This window comes from Paraburkholderia sp. GAS38 (assembly GCF_050434965.1).
In the GTDB taxonomy this organism is placed as follows: Bacteria; Pseudomonadota; Gammaproteobacteria; order Burkholderiales; family Burkholderiaceae; genus Paraburkholderia; species Paraburkholderia phenazinium_A.
In genome coordinates, this window is record NZ_JBNDJO010000005.1 from 168,669 (window position 1) to 188,666 (window position 19,998).

The window sequence follows — 19,998 nt, forward strand, 5'->3', positions numbered from 1 at the left end:
CACAGATCATGTTTTCTGGTCATGTCGCAAATTCGCGGACACATTCTTAAGCACGTCGGCGAAAGTTGTCGCGACGCGGGTCCGCCCGGCTCCCTTCGGCCATAGCAAACCGAGTTTTCGGGACAATTCAGGATGCGCTATGGGTATCAGGTTGATGCATTCGAAGGCCGCCCCGGCACGTTCAGGAACGATGGTTGCAAGCTGCCCTTCCGCGGCGACTGCCAGAAGAGACTCCGTGGTATCCATTTCTACGACTACCCGCGATTGCACGCCGGCAGCTCTGAACGCCTCTTCAATCAGGATGCGCGTTGAGAATTTTCGCGTGAGCAGCGCAAGGGGAATCGAATCAAGCGTTTTCCATTGAACCCGGTGCTTTTGTGCGAACGGGTGGCCCCGGCCGACGGCCAGGACGAGCCGCTCCGAGAAAAGATACTCGGATTCGACGTCGTTCCGTGAAGCCGGATGGAATGCAATACCGAGATCAAGTGTTCCCAGTGCTAGTTTTTCCTCAAGCTCTGCCGCGAGAAAATCCTGGACCACGATCCGCACCTTCGGGTACTGCTGATTGAAGGACGAGACAGCTCGAGGCAGAAATGAAAGCGGAAATACCGGGATAGCGCCCAAAGTAAAGGTACCTGCATCGAGCTCGTTGAGTTCTTGCATGGCACGCTTGGCTCGCATGGTTTCATTGCACGTTCGCGCCGCATAGTCATGAAAGACCCGGCCTGCCTGTGTGAGGCGAATGGTTCGCCCTACTCTGTCGAACAACGCGATGCCCAGTTCCTCTTCGAGTTGACGAAGGGCGTGCGACAGCGTGGATTGCGCAACACACATCTTTTCGGCTGCGCGTGACAGGTTGTTGAGCTCGACAATAGCCAGGAAATAGCGAAGGTGGCGCAGTTCCATATGTCTCCCGCCGGATTATTGATCAGCGTAACGATATTGATCGACAGTATCGAACGATTTTATCGAATTAATTCATTTTTCCGATCATCGAAACCTACGTACCATCATGCGTTGACACACCTCGATATCCCGATCGACCAATGAGCGGGCTCGTCGCACGTGGTTGATGCACGTGACGGACGGTCAACTCAACTGCCGATGTCAAGTCCGTCGGTCTCACCTTTGGAGCACCTAATGAGCGACACCATTGTGCGGCACCGTACCCCCGCGCGCCTCGAAGCATCGTGGGCACGAGAATTTTCGGAAGCAATTGAGGTCCCCGCGAGCGCGAAAACCATCACGTTGAGTGGGGTAGGCGCACTGCCGTCAAATCTCGACGCCGAACCGCACACGGTAAGCTATTTCGGCGATTTACAAACGCAAACGAAAAGCGTGTTGGATCAGATTCAGCGGATCCTCGAAGGTAAAGGATATGCGTTAGGCGATGTGATTACCGTGCAAGCTCTTTTCGTTGCAGAGCACGCGAAAAATGGTGCGCCAGACTACGGCAGTTTTTCGAGCGTCTATGCCGATTATTTCGGCTCGGCAGCGCAACCCCACCTGCCCACCCGGACTCGTGCACAGGTAGTGGGCCTTGTCGAACCAGGCTGGCTGGTCGAAGTGACTGTGACGGCGGCGAAGGTCATGAAGGTCTGATCGCACCACCATCGATCCGACCTTTTTGTTCACTGATCCCGCGACATTGTCGACAATCCAGACGCAGCAGTCGAAGGGCTGCTCCTGGCCGAACCCGGGCCGACGGCGACTGGCCCTGCTCGACCCACGACGGTCTATGGATATGCTCCAAAGCCGCCATCCGATGACAACCCAAAAATTCAACCACTGTGGCTCCCTATGCATCGATGGCATTAGAATCAGCCGGGAGAGCTACTCTGCACATCCAGCAAACTATCTCTCCCTCGCGCGCCGTGCCAATCGCTATGAACGGAGGAGAGCAAGTCATTTGGTCTAAATCGTATAGGGCAAATTGCCTTATCTACCCCGGATGTAAACAGAGCGGAAACGTTCTATCGTGACACGCTCGGGCTAAGGCACCTGTATCGGTTCGGTGAACTTACATTTTTCGACTGTGGCGGAGTTCGTCTGCTCATCGAGAAGTCCGAGCATCTTCAAAGCCCCGCTCAGGCGTCGGCAATATACTTCAGCTGCAGAGATATCACTTTGGGTGTGAGCGAACTCGAACGACGCGGGGTTGCATTCAAAAGCCGGCCGCACCTTGTTGCGCCCATGGAAGACCACGACCTATGGATGGCGTTCTTCGAGGACCCGGATGGGCACACTCTGGCGCTAATGCATGAAGCGCCGAAAGGTTACATTCCGATGATCACCTAAGGTAACGGCGTCTGCCCAAACTTTTATTCATCTAACAAATACAGGACCGTCAACTCAACGGTCCGTATTTGGCCTCCTCGCACGCCACCGCCACAACGCCCGGCCTAGGCAATACATCAGCGCGTCTCTGGCGTCTCAGCGTACCGGCTCGATCTTGAAAGCATCGACCGCTACACCAAGGTCCACGCCTTCGCCACTGCCGCTCAACGCCATCGACGTCGTTCCCTTGGTCAGCACCTGTGCGGTACCGCTACTCCCTGCACCGGCCGAAGCACCGGCCTGCGCATAACTGCCGTACACATCCCTGATGCTGTAGACATGGGTGATATCGCCGTGGCCGCTGACGTGAAACTTGCCGGCCGTCAGGCCACCGCCATGCACGCTGATGGTGACAGCGGCCCTCTGCCCATTATCGCAAGTTACTCTGCCGCGTCCTTCGGCGTGCTGATAAATCGCCGACCATCCGGACATGCTGAAGGTCAGATGGCATTTCACCGGCGCGCCGCCTGCCTGGGCCGGAGTAGCGGTCAAGCCCGTCAGCGCACCCACGCACAGCAATGTGGCGGCAGTCGATACAAGGGTATGCTTGCTCATAGAAGTCTCCTGGCACGTGAAACATGAACATAGGATAACCAGTGTAACCGTCATTCGCAGTGGCCCACCGGTGATGAACGCAGGAACGCAAATGGGATTGCGAACACAAACCGAATATCTGGTCACGCCGGGTGCCGGTAGACACCACCAATGATCAGGCCAGGTGCTTAGCCATAAATACCCGCTTCAGGCCATTCTCCTCGGCGCGGTGCGTCTCGGCATAACCAATGCGAGAGTAAAGCGCGATATTTTCCGTCATGGTCTCGTGGGTGTAGAGCCTGATGACGCGGTAGCCTGCCGCTCTGGCTGAGTGCTCGGCGTATTCCAACAGGCTGCGGCCTATTCCTGTTCCCTTGGCGGAAGGTGCTACGGCCACGTTGTCCAGTAGCATCGCATCCTGCTCCGGGATCAGCACAAGAAGGCCTTGTATGGCACCTTCCAGTTCGACAACATAGACCCGGCCCTCGCTGATCAGTACTTCATAGTCGTCCAACATCGGTCCCGGCTGCCGCCCGATACGACTGATATAAGGCGAGTAGGCGTGTCGAACGATCTCCTCGATAGCTTGACGGTCAGCGAGAATGGCGATTCGGGGATGGGGATGCATTGGAATGTTTCCGAAGTAGTCGGCGACTAACAGCAGTTCACCGGAACGAGCGCATGGAATCCAAAGCGGCGAGAACCCACATCAATAGCACTCCACAACCTTCCGAACCCCCGCCGGCGAAACCGCCAGCCGTTGAAGTTCCACCCTCGCCGCGTCCACCTCGCCCCGCTCCAGCACTTCCGCAATCGACAGCAATTCGCCGAGCACACCACCACCGCCAAGAATAGCCACCCGGATGGAATCGGAGACAGGCAGCTCCTCGACAAAGCTGCGCAATTCCATGTGATACGCGACATGCAGTAGCGACAGCATACCCGTCAGATAGGCCGTAGCCGCCAGCGAGCGCGATCCGTCCTCCATCGCCTCGATCGCTTCTTCCATGAAAAGCGCCCGTCGTTGCGCAAGCAGCACAAGCGGATCATCCGCGACCGGAAGACCGTCCCGGTTAACGTAAAGCAGAAGTCCACACCAATGCAAAAGTCTGCGGCTACCCGCGATTGACAACGCTTGCTTCAGTGATGAAATGCGCTCCGTTTTACCGTTCGACTGCTCGCTGCTATTTGCAAGCCGCAACAGTTGAGCAACCAGCAGTGGCGTCTCTCTTAGTGCCCCTGCGATACTACCCAACGCGGCATCGCTGCCGACCAGTTCGACCACGTGAAGGATCGCCTTGACTGGCGGCATCGCGTGCTTGCCTGAAAGAATCTGCGGTTTGGCGAAGTAATAGCCCTGCAGCAGATCACAACCCAGTTGCCGGGCCAGCTCCGCATCCTCAGTACTTTCGATTTTCTTGGCGAGCACGACCTTTCCCGCCCGTTTGAACTGACCGACCAGCTCCGCTAACACCGAACGCTCCACAGACGGCCAGTCGATCTTGACGATGTCGACGGAAGGAAGAAACCCTCGGATCTCGTCAGTCATACCCGTGACGTCGTCCAGCGCTATCTGGAAGCCCGCTCCTCGCAACTCGCTGCAGCGGCGCGAGAGGTTCGATGTCAGTTCGGCAGACTTCCTGATCTCCAGAACGAAGCGTGACGCCGGCAGCACATACGGGTAATCCGAAAACAGAAAATCATGCGCGCAGTTCAGAAAGCAGGCCTTACTGGCGGAAAGCCGTTCGAGACCGATCGAGCCCAATGCGCGTTCTATCAGCGCCGTCGTACTCCGCAGTTCGTCCCCTATCCGTGCCGCTCCCGCGGCCCCGTCCCTGAAAAGCAGTTCGTAAGCGACAACGCGCCCCGCCCGATCCATGACGGGTTGACGTGCCACAAACACGTCGGCATCGCCCGGCGCGACGGGATCAATGGGAATGCTGCTCACGACGACCTCTGAAAGGAAGGCTTGAAGATGGATACGACGACACACCTGGGCTCGAACCTCAAGGCAGGATTGTCGGCGATTCCAGCGTGCCTGTCCAAAGGACACATCGTGGCCGCTCGCTGCTTCATGCGAACGGCATGGATTACCTGAATCCAGGCCGGGTTTAAGACCGGGCGGCAGTTGTACCGAATGATTGCGCAGTCTCGCGCGCTGCCCGTTGCCTTCCAATCTGCAACATCGCGATACTGGCAAGAATCAAGGCGATGGCGCTCACTTCCAATACACCAACCTTTTCCCCGACGACCCACCCAATCAGTAGCGCAACGGTAGGTGTAATGTAAGTTGAACCCGAGGCCGCAACGGCTCCGAGTTCCTGCAGCAGAAAGTAGTAGAGCAGAAAGGCGGTTCCGGTTCCCAGGATACCCAGTCCGACCACGGCGCCGGCTGCCGCCCGCCAATCGTGCAGGATGTGCCCTATCCCGGTGAAGTCTGTGAGCACGGTCAGGATCAGCAGGGCCAGTCCCATCTGCCACGTGACCAACGCCAGCGGCGGAAGGCTGAATGGCGATAGAAAACGGCGGACGTAAACATACGACGTCCCGAGGACGATCGAACCGGCCAGCATCCAGAAGACACCGGCGAGATCGATGGGGTTGCCTGCACCTTCCCAAGGCCGCGCCGTCAGCACAATGCCGGATCGAAACAGGCGTACTGCGCGAATTCAGAGGACAAGCTAGCCGAAAACCCGTGTCCATGCTGACCGGAGACGTCGCGCGTGGTCCTCGAAGAGATATGACGCAACGAGCGTCAACAGACCCGAAATCACCCCCGTCACGACGTGCTCCACAAAGGGAAACCGGTAGTGGCTCTTATGCGAGAAGACGTCGCCTGACATCGTCAGCACGCCCATGACCAGCGCGTTGCCGTAGCGGTTTTCGTAGCATTTCGCCGCGGGCGCGAAGGTCAAAAGGATGGCGAGGAGTCCGGTGAAGAGACCCGTCTGAAATGCAATGGTCCAGTGGGCGAGGCTCATGACATTGCCCCAGCTCCCCGGCATGCAACTCATGCACGCGCTGGTCGGCTGCCAGAAACGCTGGACAAACAGCTTGATACGCCGCTTCCATTCGCTTGACACAACGTATCTCCATCTATGCCCTTGCCACGGCTGAAGCCCATACTACACCGCGATGACGCGGCCATCGCTTCGACCGGGACCGCAATGGGCCCGTGCACAAGCGGCACAGCGTCTCGCGATTGATGAAACTGTTATTCTGTCTTCTTCCGACTGTCGCATGGTCGCTCCTGGTGGACCAACCGCCTGGCATGAAGCCAGTCAGGATTTTGCATGTTCGGTTTTTTGCGCAGCTACTTCTCCAACGATCTGGCGATCGATCTCGGCACTTCCAACACATTGATCTACATGCGCGGCAAGGGCATTGTGCTCGATGAGCCGTCGGTCGTGTCGATCCGCCAGGAAGGCGGCCCCAATGGCAAGAAAACCATTCTGGCAGTCGGCAAGGAGGCCAAGCAGATGCTTGGCAAGGTGCCCGGCAACATTGAAGCCATCCGCCCGATGAAGGACGGCGTGATCGCCGACTTCAACCTCACCGAGCAGATGATCAAGCAGTTCATCCGCATGGCCCACACGCCGCGCGTTTTCGCGCCCTCGCCGCGCATCATCATCTGCGTGCCGTGCGGATCGACCCAGGTCGAACGGCGTGCCATCAAAGAAGCCGCGCACAGCGCGGGCGCGTCGCAGGTGTTCCTGATCGAGGAACCGATGGCCGCTGCAACCGGCGCCGGCCTACCCGTCTCCGAGGCGACCGGCTCGATGGTGGTCGATATCGGCGGCGGCACGACCGAAGTCGGCGTGATCTCGCTTGGCGGCATCGTGTACAAAGGCTCGGTGCGCGTGGGCGGCGACCGGTTCGACGAGGCCATCGTCAACTACATCCGCCGCAACTACGGCATGCTGATCGGCGAACAAACCGCCGAAGCGATCAAGAAAGAAATCGGCTCGGCGTTCCCCGGCTCCGAAGTCAAGGAGATGCAGGTGAAGGGGCGCAACATGTCGGAAGGTATACCGCGCAGCTTCACCATCTCCAGCAACGAGATCCTCGAAGCCCTCACCGACCCGCTGAACCAGATCGTATCCGCGGTCAAGATCGCGCTCGAACATACCCCGCCCGAACTGGGCGCCGATATCGCCGAGCACGGCATCACGCTCGCGGGCGGCGGTGCGTTACTGCGCGATCTCGATCGCCTGCTCGCCGAAGAAACCGGTCTACCCGTGTTCGTTGCCGAGGCTCCGCTGACCTGCGTCGTGCGCGGCTCCGGCATGGCGCTCGAGCGCATGGACAAGTTCGGCGGGTTCTTTTCCTACGAATGAGCCTGGCGACGCACCACGCCAGCGCACTATCGAGCCTTTCGGCTAATAAACGACGCCGCCACTCCAAGAAGGGTATACAGTGGGCAAAGGACGGCTCGCGCCTCGCGACCTCCAGCTTCGGGATCAATCATGCAATCAAAGACCAAACCCGCTTCGGCCACTGTCCATAGCGTGAGTTCGTACGCCCACGAACGCCGGACGAATGCCCTTGTTCTCGAGACGGCGGACGCTTTGCGTGCAGAACAGCGCCGCGTGAATGATGCCACTATTGATTCGAACGCCAGTAAGTGGCGTTACTCCGTCACACGCAGGGAAGGCTGATCGTGGCGCTTGAATTCCCCAATCCCAGTCGTAGTTACGATGCCGCAAGACATTGTGTGTGTTTCTGGGGTTACGACAATTCGCGCGAGATCACTTTCCAGATTGACGACGCGATGATCCGAAATCTGCAGCCCGATGCCGGCTCAGACGAGCGTTCGATACTCAGTGCGTTCGACCAGTTCCGCGAGAAGCTCCTCGATATCGCTCGCAAGCGGTATGTAGCCGGCCCACAGAACCGGTATTCCATTTCCTGAGCAACCGTCTCGGGCGATAATTCGCATTCCTGCAGATGGGCGCGGACAAAGCGCGCCACTTCCGCTCGCAGTTCCCGGTCTTCCGGCGCCCCCATAAAGCCGCCGTGGGGCATGGTTTCGAAGATGTGCAACTCGCAGGGAACGCTCGCGCGCAACTGGCCGGCCGACTGGGCCATGGCGGCGCCGTATTGCGCGTCGACGGCGGCTTTGAAGCGCATCCAGCCGTCGATGTCCTCGGGGTGGGGCGGGCTATGCAAAGCGTTCAACGGCATGCCGTCGGCATTCACCGGGCGGCGCAGCGCGGCCTGAGCCTCCGCGCTGATGCTTTGAGGAAAGCGGATGTCATGGACCAGCTCAGCCTCGGGCAACGCATAGCCACACAGCACCGCGCGGCTCAGCTTTAGGACACACATGCAGGGTCAATTCGCCGGCGGCCATTCGGGGTGGCGCGGAATCGGCTCGTCTTCGCAGATCCACGAACGATCGTGCGAAGTCCAGATATGCATAGCAGGCGTGACGCCGGGATCGTCGTCGAGGGTCGGCACTCGCAGAATGACGTGCGGCTGTTCGGGACGTTCGGCAACGAGGTGCGTGCCGCAAACCGAACAGAAGTGCCGCAGCTTGCCCGGAGAAGATTCGAAACTGCGCAACAGGCTCTCGCCGGAGGTCCAGCGAAAGTGCTCTCGCTGCACGCGGGCAGTCGTGGCATATGCACTCGCGTGGGCCTTCTGACACGTCCGGCAGTGGCAGTGAGAAATAGCCGTGGACAGCGCGTCTACCTGATAGCCGACCGCCCCGCATAAGCAGCTGCCTTTCATTTCCATCCGCCTCGATCCAGGTTGATCAACCGTTGACCCGTACGCCTGCCAAACGAATCGCCGTGCGAGCCGCCGCGGCTTACGCGCCGCTACCTACGCCGCCTCGCCGTTGGGGCACGCGACGGCCTCGGTCTGCAGTTGCGCCAGATGCCGCAGCAGTTTCGTCACCATGCCGACGACCGTGAGCGCGAGGATCACGAAGAACACTGCGAGCGGCGTCAGGACCTGCACCGACACGAAGCCGGCGAGTCCCATCATCGCCGACGACACCAGCAACAGCGCACACCCCAGGATCGCGCTCGTCAGGCCGGCGATATGCGGGAACAGCGAATTGCCCTTGGCCATCAGCGTGGGATACATCGCCCCGGCGCAGAAACCCATGACGAGCACGGGCGTGGCGAGTGTCCAGACGCGCAGGCCGGCCGTGAGCGCGAGCACCAGCATCGCGATCGACGACGCCGCCATCACGCGCGCACCGATCTGCAGCCGCCGCTCGGCGCTCGGCAGACGCGGGCTATGCACGCGATTCGACAGACCGCCCAGGAAGTACATCATCCCGATGCCGAGTGCGAGGTAGGCGAAATAGGTCGGCGGCTTGTGCAAGGTGTTCTGCACCATGAACGGCCCGACGATGTTGAACACGAGCAGGATGCTGTAGCACAGCCCCTGCGCGAGAAAGCAGCTCTGGAACACGGGGCTCGAGAGCACTTTGCCGGCGTTGGTCAACAGCGTGCGCGGCGCGAGGTGCACCGGCCGCCGCAGCGTCTCGCGATAGCGCCACACCAGCGCCCACATCACAAGCGAATAGACGAGCAGGAAGACCAGGCAGGACTTCCAGCCGAACAAGGTTTGCAGATGGGCACCGATCACCGGCGCGACAATCGGTGCGAGTCCCCACGCAATCGCCATGTAGGTGAACGCGTGGACCAGCGCCTGGCCGGAAAACGAATCGGTGATGATCGCCTTCGCGAGCAGGTTGGTGGCGGCGATACCGAAGCCCTGCAGACAGCGGGCAAGGAGGAACGTCTCAAGATTCGGCGCGGCGAGCGACAGCAGGCAGCCGATCGTAAAGATGACGAGACCGAAAGCCAGTACGGGCTTGCGCCCATGCGCGTCGGCGACGGGTCCGAAGACGAGCTGGCCGATCGCATAGGCCGCCATGTAGCCCGACACGCTCGACTGGATCGCCTGAGGCGAGGTCGCGAAGAAACGCGCCATGGCGGGTAGCGCGGGTACGTAAATGTCGATCGCGAGCTGCCCGGCGGAGGCGAACAGGCAGATCAGGAGCAGCAGAAACCGCGGCGAGTTCGGCTCGCGCGCGGGCATGGCGGCGCGCTCGGGGATGGTGTGGTTCATGACGACATTGAAGAGGCAGATTCCAGGGGCGCGACAGGTTACGCTGCGGGCGGCCGCAGCGTATGTCTGGCGCCGTCGTCACGTATTGTGCCTGTTATCGCGCAAATCGACGCGATACCCCTTGTTCCGTGTCCGCTTCCCGAGCGTCGGGCGCCGCCTGATTTTCCATGCTCTGCGCAGGTGCGTGCGCGGAGCGCCATGACGGATGGGTACCGGAACGCCTCGATACCCACCGCCACATCACTCGCCGTTCAGCCGAGCGCCTTTTCGACGATCTCGCGTACGGCGCGCGACTTCACCCTCGCCGCGACCTGCTCCAACGCAGCGCGCATTTTCTCGCGCAGCGTGGGCGTGAAGCGATGCCACATTTCGAGCGAACGCGCGAGGCGCGCCGCGACCGCCGGATTCAGCGCATCCAGCGCGATCACCTGCTCGGCCCAGAAAACGTAGCCGGAGCCATCCGCAGCATGGAACTGGGCCGGATTCGCCGCACAGAAGGTGAAGATCAGGGCATAAACCCGGTTCGGATTTTTCAGCGTGAAAGCCGGATGCGAGCTCAGGTTGCGAACCATGTCGATAGTCGGGCGGCTCGCGCTGCCACGCTGTCTCGCCAGTAGTGCGAACCACTTGTCGATGACGAGCGGCTCGGTCTCGTAGCGTTTGTAGAAATCGGCGAGCACCGGTTCCGCGATCGCGTCACCGCGTGTGGTGGCCGCACTCAACAGCGCCGAGAGTGCCGCTTCGCGATCCGTCATGTTGTTGGCCGCGTCGTACTGGGCACGGGCGAGACGGATGGCGTCCGACGGATCGTCGAGTTCCGCGAGGTACGACAAGGCAAGGTTCTTCAGCGCGCGATGGCCGATTGCCTTCGCCGTGGCTTCATACGCACCGGGCGTGCGGTTCTGCTCGTACGCGGCGAGCCATGCGTTTTTCAACGCGGCGGCGAAGCGCTTGCGCACATACTGGCGCGCCGTATGGATCGCGGCGGGATTCGACTCGGCCATCTGCTCGGCCAGGTAGCCCTCCGACGGCAGCATCAGCACCAGTTCCCGGAACGACGGCGACAACGATTCATCGGCTAGCACGCGGCCAAACGCGTCGACGACGGAATCGTCGAGGCTCAATGCGGTGCCTTCGGCAGCATGCTGGGCGAGCGACAGCAGCTCGCGCGTGATGAGCCGTTGGCCGGCGTCCCAACGGTTGAACGGATCGCTGTCGTGGGCGAGCAGGAACGCCAGTTCCTCGGTGGTGTAATCGTATTCGACAATCACCGGCGCCGAGAAATCGCGCAGCAGCGACGGCAGCGGTTGCTCGGCGACATCGACGAACGTGAACGTCTGCGTGGCCTCAGTCAGTTCGAGCACGCGCGTGGTGCCCGGCGCAGCGCTCGCCTCGCCTTCGAGCCGCAGCGGCAGATCCTTGCCGTCCTTGCCGATCAGGCCAATCGAAAACGGCATCAGCAGCGGTCCTTTCTGCGTCTCGCGCGCGGCGGCGAGGCTTTCACCGTAGCTTTGCGTGAGCGTCACGCGGTAGCTGCGCTGCGCGGCGTCGTACGCGGTCTTGACGGCTACGCGCGGCGTGCCCGCCTGGCTATACCAGCGCTCGAACTGCGCGAGGTCGCGCCCGTTGGCATCCGACATGGCATGCCGGAAGTCGTCGCACGTCACCGCCTGGCCGTCGTGCCGCTTGAAGTACAGGTCCATGCCCTTGCGGAAGCCGTCGCGGCCGAACAGCGTCTGATACATCCGCACGACTTCCGCGCCGTTGTTGTACACGGTGGTCGTATAGAAGTTGTTGATCTCGACATAGCTCTCCGGGCGCACCGGATGCGCCATCGGGCCCGCGGCTTCCGCGAACTGCGCCTGCCGCAGCGTGCGGACGTTCGCGATCCGCTTGGTGGCGCGTGCCGCGTCCGCGGATGCATTTGCTTCGTCGCCAGCGGCCATGTCGGCGGAGAATTCCTGATCGCGGAACTTGGTCAGGCCTTCCTTCAGGCTCAGCTGGAACCAGTCGCGGCAGGTGACGCGGTTGCCGGTCCAGTTGTGGAAATACTCATGGCCCACCACCGCTTCGATGTTGGCGAAGTCGGTATCCGTTGCCGTTTCCGGGTTGGCCAGCAGGTACCGCGAACTGAAGATGTTGAGCCCTTTGTTCTCCATCGCACCCATGGTGAAGTCGCTCACGGCGACGATCATGAAGCGGTCCAGATCCAGCTCGAGGCCATAGCGCGCTTCGTCCCAGCGGATCGAATGGATCAGCGAATCCATGGCGTGACGGGTCTTGTCCAGGTCGTGCGGTTCGACCCACACCTGCAGCAGCTTTTCCTTGCCGGAGGCGCTCTTCACGCGCTCCTCGATGCATTCCAGCTTACCCGCGACCAGTGCGAACAGGTAGCTAGGTTTCCTGAACGGATCGTCCCAGCGGGCGAAGTGCCGGCCGTCGGGCAGGTCGCCTTCTTCGAGCAGATTGCCGTTCGACAGCAGCACCGGATATGCGGCCTTGTCGGCGCGCAGCGTGACCGTGTAAGTGGACATCACGTCCGGGCGGTCGAGGAAATAGGTGATGCGCCGGAAGCCCTCGGCTTCGCACTGGGTGAAGAAGTGGCCGCCGGACACATATAGCCCGGAGAGCGTGGTGTTTTCAGCAGGGTGGCAGAGGCTTTCGAGCGTCAGCTCAAACGCGTCCGGCACCTGGTCGATGCTGAGGCCGGACTCGTGCACGTGCACCGCGGTATGCGGCTTACCGTCCAGCGTCGCGGAGACAAACTGGATCTGTTCGCCCATCAGATCGAAACGCGCGGCATGCACCGCGTGAGGATTGCGGCGCACTCGCATCGTGTTGCGCACCCGCGTGCGTTCAGATGCAAGGTCGAATTCAAGCGCGACCGTCTCGATGAGGAACGCGGGTGGCGCATAGTCGGCGCGATGAACGACAGCAGGTGTCGCGATGTCTGAATCAGCCATGATGTCTCACTTGAAAGGTCTGTAGGCGTTGACGAGTGCCGGCATCATGCGAGAAAAACAGGAAATTGAAAACGGATAGGATTGGTCTTTCAGATTTCCTCTTTTATGGTCTGGAATGCGAGGCATGTCCAAAGCGTTCGGCGGAGTAGTTTCAAGCGTGGCGCAAAAACCGAATATGGCGATGCCCGGCATCGCGTTGTCGACGACGCTAATGCTGGGCACCGCCAACGAAGCTTACGTACGCGTAATCGATGCGCCGCCATCGACCAACGAGGCGGTACCGGTCACGAAGGACGAATCATCGGACGCGAGATAAAGCACCGAGCGAGCGAGTTCTTCGGGGCGTGCGACCCGCTTGAGCGCATGCAATCCGGTCACGAAGGCCTGCGACTCGGCGGTATCGTTCATGTCGCGATACATCGGTGTGTCCACAGCGCCAGGCAAAATGGCATTCACGCGCACGCCTTGCGGTCCATACTCGGCAGCCAGCGCCTGCGTCAATCCGATCAACCCTGCCTTACTCGCAGCGTAGGCCGCGGTCCCTGGGAACGCGAATGAGTAGCCGACGAACGTCGACGTGAAGATGATCGATCCACCCCCTTGCTTCACCAGTTCGGGGATCTGGTGCTTCGCACCTAAAAAGGCGCTCGTCAGATTGGTCGCCAATGCGGCCGACCAGCCTTCTTCCGACACACCCGTGCTCGGCCCCATTTCGCCCAAGGTGCCGGCGTTGTTATAGGCGATATCGAGGCGGCCGAAGCGGCTCACCGCGAGCGCGACCAGCGCTTTCGCGAACGCTTCCGACTGCACGTCGCCCGCGAGAAGCGCGACCTCGCCGCCTTCGCTGACGATCTCGGCAGCGAGCGTTTCAAGTTCGGCTTCGCGCCGCGCTGCAATGACAACTTTTGCGCCTTCCGCCGCGAACAGCTTTGCGGTGGCACGGCCAATTCCCGCACTGGCGCCGGTCACGATGGCGACTTTTCCTGTCAGGCGTTCCATGTTGAATCTCCTGCTGCTGTTGGTTGGCCGGTGCCCAATGCCCCGGTCCATGGGAAGCAATATAGGCTTCAGCCGCAGAGGCAGAAAGGCGCAAAACATGGGTATATCATTCAGCAATTGTGAACGATCGGGGAAGCACATGGATCGGCTGCGCGCTTATGAAGTCTTCGTGACCGTGGTGAACCGCAGCAGCTTCACGCGCGCCGCCGATGCGCTCGACACGTCGCCCGCCAACGTCACCCGCTACGTCAATGAGTTGGAAGCGCACCTCGGCACACGCCTGCTGAATCGCACTTCACGCAGGCTTTCTCTCACCGAAAGCGGCGAGACCCTTTTTGCCCGCTGCAAGGCGATCCTCGACGACGTCGCCGAAACCGAGGGCCTGGTGTCATCTGCATCCGTCAAACCGCGCGGACGGCTTCGCATCAATGCTCCTGTAAGCTTTGGCATTCTGTATCTGGCGCCTCTATGGCCCGAGTTCATGCGGAGATATCCCCATGTGGAACTCGACGTTTCACTGATCGACCGCGTTGTCGATATCGTCGATGAAGGCTATGACCTCGCCATTCGCATCTCACACACCGGCTCGACCCATCACGCGGCTCGCAAGCTGGCGACATCGAGAAACATCCTGTGCGCGTCACCGGCCTATCTCGCGCGCTGCGGATATCCGGCGGCACCATCGGACCTGATCGGGCATCGATGCATCGGCTACTCGTACGCGGCCACCGGCGACGAGTGGCAACTGATCGATAGCGAGAACACGGTTCACCCCGTGAAAGTCAACTGTCACATGCACACCAACAATGGCGATACGGCGCGCGCTGCGGCGCTCGCCGGGGAAGGCGTAATCTGGCAACCCACCTTTCTGGTCGGCAAGGACCTGCGCGCCGGCAAGCTCGTTCGGGTCCTGCCTGAGTATCGCTTGCCCGACATTGACGTGCTCGCGTTGTACCCGAGTCGCCGGCACCTGAGTGCCAAGATACGTGTGGCGATCGATTTCCTCGTCGAGGCGTTCGGTGAGCTGCCGCCGTGGGATCGGGCGGATACATGAGGTTGTCCGAGGCTTCGATCCTGGCCCGCAGGTAAACCCGATAACCGCCGGAACCCTGCTTGCCAAACAGCGCCCGTGTGCTATAAAAAAATGCTAGTTAGCACATCTACCGGTCGCTCGGCCGCAGCAACGGGCGGCTCTACGGGAGCGAGCGCGACATTCCATGAGTCTTCTGGAGCTCAGAGACGTTTCCAAGCACTTCGGCGCCATTCGCGCCCTGAACGACGTCACGTTCAGTCTGGAGCCGGGCCAGGTGGTCGGGCTCATGGGAGACAACGGCGCCGGTAAATCGACCCTGGTGAAGGTCATCGCCGGTAACTTTCCGCCCTCGCACGGCGAAATCCTCATCGACGGCAAGCCGGTGCATTTCAACAAGCCGGTCGACGCCCGCGCCCGGGGAATCGAAGTCGTCTATCAGGACCTCGCACTTTGCGACAACCTGACGGCAGCCGCCAATGTGTTTCTCGGCCGCGAGCCACGGCTCGGTTTCTGGCCCATCCGCATTCTCGATCACGCCACCATGTACCGCCGCGCCGGCGAGCTCTTCAAGGAACTGAAATCGGAGACGCGTCCGCTCGATCTGGTGCGGCAGATGTCGGGCGGTCAGCGGCAAGCGGTGGCGATCGCGCGCACGCGTCTCTCCGAAGCGCGGCTCGTCATCATGGACGAGCCGACGGCCGCGATCAGCGTGCGTCAGGTGGCGGAGGTGCTCGAACTCATCAAGCGGCTGTCCGAACATGGCATCGCGGTCATTCTCATCAGCCACCGCATGCCGGACGTCTTCGCCGTCGCCCAGCGCGTGGTCGTCATGCGGCGCGGGCGCAAGGTGGCGGACAAGCAGACCGAAGCGTCCTCGCCGGAAGAAGTGACCGGCCTCATCACCGGAGCCATCGCCACCGCCTGAAGCCGACTCGCATGGGAGTCCCGAACGTGAACGATCCGCAGGAAAGGCCGACGCCCATCGCCGCATTGATGGACGATCCGCAAGCCACGAAGACCCACACCCGCTGGACGGGTCTGCTCGCGAGCCAGGTGTTCTGGGTAGTGCTAGCCACGATCGTCGCCTGCGTCGTGCTGTCGTTCGTCACCTCGACCTTCGCGACGCCGCAGAATCTCTTCAACGTCACGCGCAACTTCGCTTTCGTCGCCATCGTCGCGCTCGGCATGATGGCGGTAATCGTGACGGGCGGCATCGATATTTCGGTCGGTTCGACGATTGGCCTCTCGGGCATCGTTCTCTCGGTGGTGATGAATGCCGGCTATCCGATCTGGGCCGGCATCGGCATGGGGCTCCTGACCGCCGGGATTGTCGGCCTCGTGAACGGTCTGCTGATCGCCTATCTCGACATGCAGCCGTTCGTCGTGACGCTCGGCATGCTGAGCGTCGGCCGCAGTCTCGCGCTGGTGTTCTCCGGCAGCCGGACCATTTTCGATTTCGGCCCCGACGGCAGCAAGCTGCTTGCGCTCGGCGGCGGCAAGACATTCGGCCTCGCCAATCCCGTGTGGTTCCTCCTCGTCCTCGCCGTGCTGTTCTGGTTCGTGTTCGCCTGGACACGCTGGGGCCGCTACGTCTTCGCGATCGGCGGCAACCGTCATGCGGCCAGACTCACGGGCGTGCCGGTGCGCCGCATCATCTGCTCCGTCTATATCCTCGCCGGCCTGATGGCGGGCGTCGCGGCGATTCTCGAAGTCGGCTGGCTCGGCGCGGTGACGACCGGCCTCGGCACCGGCGACGAATTGCGCGTGATCGCCGCGACCGTGATCGGCGGCACCAATCTGATGGGCGGCGTCGGCAGCGCCTTCGGGACCGTGGTCGGCGCCGCACTCATCGAAGTGATCCGCAACAGCCTGATCCTGCTCGGCGTCGACTCGTTCTGGCAGGGCACGGTCGTGGGGGCTTTCATCATCGTCGCCGTGCTGTTTAACCGGCTCGGCGGCGAGCGGCAAGGAGATTGAAATGTCTTTGGGCGCAACGGCCGCGCGACGACCGTTGCCCGAGGGGCGGCCGGATAACGAGGCACTGCCGGACGCCGGGATTCACAAGATCACACAGGAGACGACCATGAAGAAAGTATTGATGTGTCTGGCTGCGATCGGAGGGCTCGCGCTAGCGGCCTCCTCCGTCTTCGCAGCCGATAAGACCCTGGCGCTGGTGGTGAAGGGGCTCGACAACCCCTACTTCGACCTCATGCATCAGGGCTGCGAGCGGGCCAACAAGGAACTCCACAAGGAAGGCTATACCTGCTACTACACGGGCCCGGCAACGGCCGCGGACGAAAGCGCCGAAGTGCAGATCATCGACGACCTGCTGACCAAGGGCGTGGCGGCCATGGCGATCTCGCCCGCCAACGCGCCGGCCGTAGCCGAGGTGTTGCGGCGCCGCAATGTGCCGATTCCGGTCATCACCGCGGATGCGGATCTGTTGCCGAAAGACGCGTCGCTGCGCAAGAGCTACGTCGGCACCGACAATTACGAACTGGGCGTCAAGCTCGGCGAGCAGTTGAAGGCGCTGATGCCGAAGGGCGGCAATATCTGCCTCGTGATGGGCAATCCCGCGGCGGAGAACATCAACCAGCGCGCCCAGGGGACGCGCGACGTTCTCTCCGGCAAGAAGGGCATCGCCAAGCTCGCCGGCGAAAACGGCTGGCAGGAGATCAGCGCCTGCCCGCTCTACGTGAACGACGACGCCGCCAAAGCGAACCAGATGATGCAGGACACGCTGACCGCCAACGCCACCGGTCTCGATGCCTTTGTGCTCGAAGGCGGCTGGCCGTTGTTTGCGCCGCAGGCCTATTCGCAGGTCGTCGCGCCGATCATGGACAAGATCAACAGCGGCAAGTTCGTGATCGTTTCGGCCGATACGCTCGGACCGGAACTGCAGGCCCTCAAGGATCACAAGGTCAATGTGCTGGTTGGGCAGCGGCCGGAGGAAATGGGTTATCAGGCGGCGATGGTCATGCGTGACCTCGCGGAAGGCAAGACGGTGAAGCCGGTCATCCACACCGGGCTCGATACCTGCACCTGGAAGAATGCGGATACCTGCCTCAAGCATTGAGGTGCGGCGGGGCCCGTTGCGACGCTGGATGCGGCGGGCCACGCTGGGCCGAGGCGGCGATCTCGGATATCAAGAACGATGCGAGGCAGGACTGCTACATGACACGTCCTCGACCACGTCGCTATCCGCCCTTTGAGCAACGACCGCGACCTTCCTGCGCGCCTCGCGCTTCAGCGTGGCGGTCAGCTTGCCGAGCGTGACCAGCGCCTTCTCGATCGACGCCGACCACGCGTAGCTGTAGTTCAGGCGGATAAAGTTGCCGTAGGCGTTGGACGTCGAGAACATATATCCCGGCCCCACCGTGATCCGTCTTTCGAGCGCGAGTTCGTACAGCCTGAGCGAGTCGACCTCCGGCGGCAGCTCGACCCATAGCACGTAGCCGCCCATCGGACTCGAGGTCCGGGTGCCCGCCGGAAAGCATCGTTCGATCGTGCCGCGCATCAGATTCGCGTTCTGCTGATACACCTTGCGCAAGCGGCGCAGGTGATGCTCGTAGCGGTCGTTTTTCAGATACTCGGCGATGGCCTGCTGCGGAATCGTCGGCGTGGTCAGCGTATTGAGGAATTTCAGCTTCTCCACCTGGTCGCGATAACGCCCTGGAATGGCCCAGCCAATCCGGTGCCCGGTAGACAGGCTTTTCGAAAACGACGAGCAATGCAACACGAGTCCGTTCTTGTCGAGGGCCTTGAGCGAGCCGGGATGGACCTCGCCGAAGTAGAGCTCGTGATACACGTCGTTTTCGATGATCGGCACGTCGTGGTGCGCGAGCAGATCCACCAGCCGCTGCTTGTTCGCATCGGACATGCGAAAGCCCAGCGGGTTCTGGAAATTCGGCATCACCATGCACGCGGCAATCGGCTCGCGCGCGAGTATCCGTTCGAGCGCATCGAGATCCATGCCTTCGTCGGGATGCGTCTCCACCTCGATGGCGCGCATGCCCATCCGCTCAATCGCATGCAGCATCGCGTAGAACGTGGGCGACTCCACCGCGATCGTGTCACCCGGTTTTGCCACCGCCTGCAGGCACAGATTGATCGCTTCCGTCGCGCCGATGGTCACGATGATCTCGTTCGGGTCGACCGGCTGGCCGTTCTCCAGATAACGCCGCGCGATCTGCCTGATCAGTTCCAGATTGCCCGGCGGCAACTCGTCCGCTGTCCCGCAGGGCGGATCGCGACGCGCAGCGGAATAGCCGTAGGCATTGATCTTCTGGACCGGGAACAGCGACGGGTCAGGATAGGGCGAGCCCAACGGTATCGCATCGTCGCCGCGAATCGAGCGCAGCGTGGAGAGGACGAGACGGCTGACGTCCACCTGTGCCGACACGGCAATCGGTTGCGACGCCCGCAATTCGCGCGCAGCGGGCGGGCCCGGCAGGCGGCCCGCCTGCACGAAATAGCCCGACTTCGGGCGGCTCTGGATCACGCCCTTGCTTTCAAGCAGGAGGTAGGCGTGCAGCACCGTCTTGATGCTCAGACGATGCTGCTGACTGGTCTGCCTGACCGATGGAATGCGTTCGCCGGGAAGGAAAACGCCGCTACGCACCTGATCTTCGATTCGGCTAGCCAGCGCCTCATACAACTTCACGGCCTTCACGTTCGCCTTGGCTTGTTCGGCGTGCCTGGTGTTCAACATGGGCGGAATTCAATTTCGGTCGGGGACACATCCCGCGCAGCATCATGGAGGGCCAAAACCGTAATATACCATCGGATATAACGGTGGGTGTTTTGCAGGCCCGCTTTGTATGTGCCGCGGCATGGGTCGCTGCATGGGCCTTTACACGCCGGCAGCGTGGCGTCACGCGCCTTGCCGCGCCTTGCCGCACGTCACCCGCGCGCCGCTGCATAAGCCACCGGACGCTTATGTGTATATTACGAACCCATGGCGTCGCAGCACCATCCACCCTGCGACCGCGCGCAACACGGCCTTCGGGTCCGCCGTTTATTCAGCTTGAATGCCTTCTGGAGGAA

21 protein-coding genes are annotated in these 19,998 nt (G+C 61.4%); 10 read left to right on the top strand and 11 right to left on the bottom strand.

Features of this window, described 5'->3' with window-relative positions; translation table 11 throughout:
- Window positions 1–6: 6 nt before the first annotated feature.
- Complete coding sequence (locus P3T42_RS14085) at window positions 7–906, bottom strand: LysR substrate-binding domain-containing protein (protein ID WP_429306399.1); 900 nt, start codon at window positions 904–906, stop codon at window positions 7–9.
- A 234-nt stretch (window positions 907–1,140) separates the two neighbouring features.
- Here P3T42_RS14085 and P3T42_RS14090 point away from each other — a divergent pair, with 234 nt between their 5' ends.
- Both P3T42_RS14090 and P3T42_RS14095 read left to right on the top strand, forming a co-directional pair.
- Complete coding sequence (locus P3T42_RS14090) at window positions 1,141–1,602, top strand: Rid family hydrolase (protein ID WP_429306400.1); 462 nt, start codon at window positions 1,141–1,143, stop codon at window positions 1,600–1,602.
- Between the two features lie 330 nt (window positions 1,603–1,932).
- Window positions 1,933–2,298 (top strand): VOC family protein, encoded by a 366-nt coding sequence (locus P3T42_RS14095; protein ID WP_429306571.1) that lies wholly within the window; start codon window positions 1,933–1,935, stop codon window positions 2,296–2,298.
- A 135-nt stretch (window positions 2,299–2,433) separates the two neighbouring features.
- On the opposite strand, the gene P3T42_RS14100 is transcribed toward P3T42_RS14095, so the two are convergent.
- The 3 genes from P3T42_RS14100 to P3T42_RS14110 all read right to left on the bottom strand — a co-directional run bounded on the left by P3T42_RS14100 (window position 2,434) and on the right by P3T42_RS14110 (window position 4,819).
- Window positions 2,434–2,892, bottom strand: coding sequence for a hypothetical protein (locus P3T42_RS14100; protein ID WP_074302246.1), 459 nt, complete (start codon window positions 2,890–2,892; stop codon window positions 2,434–2,436).
- 154 nt (window positions 2,893–3,046) lie between these two features.
- Complete coding sequence (locus P3T42_RS14105; protein ID WP_429306401.1) at window positions 3,047–3,499, bottom strand: GNAT family N-acetyltransferase; 453 nt, start codon at window positions 3,497–3,499, stop codon at window positions 3,047–3,049.
- Window positions 3,500–3,580: 81 nt separating this feature from the next.
- Window positions 3,581–4,819 carry an EAL and HDOD domain-containing protein gene (locus tag P3T42_RS14110; protein WP_429306402.1) on the bottom strand — a complete coding sequence of 413 codons (1,239 nt, stop codon included), beginning with the start codon at window positions 4,817–4,819 and terminating at the stop codon, window positions 3,581–3,583.
- A 27-nt stretch (window positions 4,820–4,846) separates the two neighbouring features.
- Here P3T42_RS14110 and P3T42_RS14115 point away from each other — a divergent pair, with 27 nt between their 5' ends.
- Entirely contained in the window at window positions 4,847–4,969 is a 123-nt protein-coding gene (locus P3T42_RS14115; RefSeq protein WP_429306403.1) for a hypothetical protein, read from the top strand.
- A gap of 13 nt (window positions 4,970–4,982) precedes the next feature.
- Here P3T42_RS14115 and P3T42_RS14120 read toward each other — a convergent pair whose 3' ends face one another.
- A complete protein-coding gene (locus tag P3T42_RS14120) occupies window positions 4,983–5,507 on the bottom strand; it encodes a DMT family transporter (protein WP_429306404.1) in 525 nt (174 codons plus the stop codon).
- A 45-nt stretch (window positions 5,508–5,552) separates the two neighbouring features.
- A complete protein-coding gene (locus P3T42_RS14125; protein ID WP_429306405.1) occupies window positions 5,553–5,954 on the bottom strand; it encodes a hypothetical protein in 402 nt (133 codons plus the stop codon).
- Between the two features lie 210 nt (window positions 5,955–6,164).
- Here P3T42_RS14125 and P3T42_RS14130 point away from each other — a divergent pair, with 210 nt between their 5' ends.
- The 3 genes from P3T42_RS14130 to P3T42_RS14140 all read left to right on the top strand — a co-directional run bounded on the left by P3T42_RS14130 (window position 6,165) and on the right by P3T42_RS14140 (window position 8,092).
- Window positions 6,165–7,208 (top strand): rod shape-determining protein, encoded by a 1,044-nt coding sequence (locus tag P3T42_RS14130; RefSeq protein WP_074302250.1) that lies wholly within the window; start codon window positions 6,165–6,167, stop codon window positions 7,206–7,208.
- 323 nt (window positions 7,209–7,531) lie between these two features.
- Window positions 7,532–7,783, top strand: a complete 252-nt coding sequence (locus P3T42_RS14135; RefSeq protein WP_074302252.1) for a DUF1488 domain-containing protein — start codon at window positions 7,532–7,534, stop codon at window positions 7,781–7,783.
- 111 nt (window positions 7,784–7,894) lie between these two features.
- Complete coding sequence (locus tag P3T42_RS14140) at window positions 7,895–8,092, top strand: hypothetical protein (protein ID WP_429306406.1); 198 nt, start codon at window positions 7,895–7,897, stop codon at window positions 8,090–8,092.
- A 110-nt stretch (window positions 8,093–8,202) separates the two neighbouring features.
- Here P3T42_RS14140 and P3T42_RS14145 read toward each other — a convergent pair whose 3' ends face one another.
- The 4 genes from P3T42_RS14145 to P3T42_RS14160 all read right to left on the bottom strand — a co-directional run bounded on the left by P3T42_RS14145 (window position 8,203) and on the right by P3T42_RS14160 (window position 13,919).
- On the bottom strand, window positions 8,203–8,607 hold the full coding sequence (locus P3T42_RS14145) for a GFA family protein (RefSeq protein WP_367117702.1): 405 nt from the start codon (window positions 8,605–8,607) through the stop codon (window positions 8,203–8,205).
- Between the two features lie 87 nt (window positions 8,608–8,694).
- A complete protein-coding gene (locus tag P3T42_RS14150) occupies window positions 8,695–9,957 on the bottom strand; it encodes a multidrug effflux MFS transporter (RefSeq protein ID WP_074302254.1) in 1,263 nt (420 codons plus the stop codon).
- A 251-nt stretch (window positions 9,958–10,208) separates the two neighbouring features.
- Window positions 10,209–12,920, bottom strand: coding sequence for an aminopeptidase N (gene pepN, locus P3T42_RS14155; protein ID WP_429306407.1), 2,712 nt, complete (start codon window positions 12,918–12,920; stop codon window positions 10,209–10,211).
- Between the two features lie 234 nt (window positions 12,921–13,154).
- Window positions 13,155–13,919: an SDR family oxidoreductase gene (locus P3T42_RS14160; protein ID WP_074302256.1), complete on the bottom strand. Its 765-nt coding sequence runs from the start codon at window positions 13,917–13,919 to the stop codon at window positions 13,155–13,157.
- 139 nt (window positions 13,920–14,058) lie between these two features.
- On the opposite strand from P3T42_RS14160, the gene P3T42_RS14165 reads away from it, so the two are divergent.
- The 4 genes from P3T42_RS14165 (at window position 14,059) to P3T42_RS14180 (ending at window position 18,028) form a co-directional block, all read left to right on the top strand.
- Entirely contained in the window at window positions 14,059–14,973 is a 915-nt protein-coding gene (locus P3T42_RS14165) for a LysR family transcriptional regulator (RefSeq protein WP_429306408.1), read from the top strand.
- 163 nt (window positions 14,974–15,136) lie between these two features.
- Window positions 15,137–15,877 carry an ATP-binding cassette domain-containing protein gene (locus P3T42_RS14170; RefSeq protein WP_074302258.1) on the top strand — a complete coding sequence of 247 codons (741 nt, stop codon included), beginning with the start codon at window positions 15,137–15,139 and terminating at the stop codon, window positions 15,875–15,877.
- Window positions 15,878–15,888: 11 nt separating this feature from the next.
- The gene (locus tag P3T42_RS14175; RefSeq protein ID WP_083640832.1) at window positions 15,889–16,929 is read left to right on the top strand and encodes an ABC transporter permease; all 1,041 of its coding nucleotides are present in this window, start codon (window positions 15,889–15,891) and stop codon (window positions 16,927–16,929) included.
- 1 nt (window position 16,930) lies between these two features.
- Window positions 16,931–18,028 carry a sugar-binding protein gene (locus tag P3T42_RS14180; RefSeq protein ID WP_253190306.1) on the top strand — a complete coding sequence of 366 codons (1,098 nt, stop codon included), beginning with the start codon at window positions 16,931–16,933 and terminating at the stop codon, window positions 18,026–18,028.
- A gap of 69 nt (window positions 18,029–18,097) precedes the next feature.
- Here the strand turns inward: P3T42_RS14180 and P3T42_RS14185 are convergent, their stop codons facing one another.
- Window positions 18,098–19,615 (bottom strand): PLP-dependent aminotransferase family protein, encoded by a 1,518-nt coding sequence (locus P3T42_RS14185; RefSeq protein ID WP_429306572.1) that lies wholly within the window; start codon window positions 19,613–19,615, stop codon window positions 18,098–18,100.
- Window positions 19,616–19,998 lie beyond the last annotated feature (383 nt).

Excerpts from the sequence above, each read along its gene's own strand:
- P3T42_RS14180 (WP_253190306.1), top strand. The coding sequence starts at position 16,931 with ATGTCTTTGGGCGCAACGGCCGCGCGACGACCGTTGCCCGAGGGGCGG.
- P3T42_RS14170 (WP_074302258.1), top strand. The coding sequence starts at position 15,137 with ATGAGTCTTCTGGAGCTCAGAGACGTTTCCAAGCACTTCGGCGCCATT.
- P3T42_RS14085 (WP_429306399.1), bottom strand. The coding sequence starts at position 906 with ATGGAACTGCGCCACCTTCGCTATTTCCTGGCTATTGTCGAGCTCAAC.
- pepN (WP_429306407.1), bottom strand. The coding sequence starts at position 12,920 with ATGGCTGATTCAGACATCGCGACACCTGCTGTCGTTCATCGCGCCGAC.
- P3T42_RS14100 (WP_074302246.1), bottom strand. The coding sequence starts at position 2,892 with ATGAGCAAGCATACCCTTGTATCGACTGCCGCCACATTGCTGTGCGTG.
- P3T42_RS14175 (WP_083640832.1), top strand. The coding sequence starts at position 15,889 with ATGGGAGTCCCGAACGTGAACGATCCGCAGGAAAGGCCGACGCCCATC.
- P3T42_RS14105 (WP_429306401.1), bottom strand. The coding sequence starts at position 3,499 with ATGCATCCCCATCCCCGAATCGCCATTCTCGCTGACCGTCAAGCTATC.
- P3T42_RS14090 (WP_429306400.1), top strand. The coding sequence starts at position 1,141 with ATGAGCGACACCATTGTGCGGCACCGTACCCCCGCGCGCCTCGAAGCA.
- P3T42_RS14115 (WP_429306403.1), top strand. The coding sequence starts at position 4,847 with ATGGATACGACGACACACCTGGGCTCGAACCTCAAGGCAGGATTGTCG.
- P3T42_RS14150 (WP_074302254.1), bottom strand. The coding sequence starts at position 9,957 with ATGAACCACACCATCCCCGAGCGCGCCGCCATGCCCGCGCGCGAGCCG.
- P3T42_RS14140 (WP_429306406.1), top strand. The coding sequence starts at position 7,895 with ATGGTTTCGAAGATGTGCAACTCGCAGGGAACGCTCGCGCGCAACTGG.
- P3T42_RS14130 (WP_074302250.1), top strand. The coding sequence starts at position 6,165 with ATGTTCGGTTTTTTGCGCAGCTACTTCTCCAACGATCTGGCGATCGAT.
- P3T42_RS14145 (WP_367117702.1), bottom strand. The coding sequence starts at position 8,607 with ATGGAAATGAAAGGCAGCTGCTTATGCGGGGCGGTCGGCTATCAGGTA.
- P3T42_RS14160 (WP_074302256.1), bottom strand. The coding sequence starts at position 13,919 with ATGGAACGCCTGACAGGAAAAGTCGCCATCGTGACCGGCGCCAGTGCG.
- P3T42_RS14165 (WP_429306408.1), top strand. The coding sequence starts at position 14,059 with ATGGATCGGCTGCGCGCTTATGAAGTCTTCGTGACCGTGGTGAACCGC.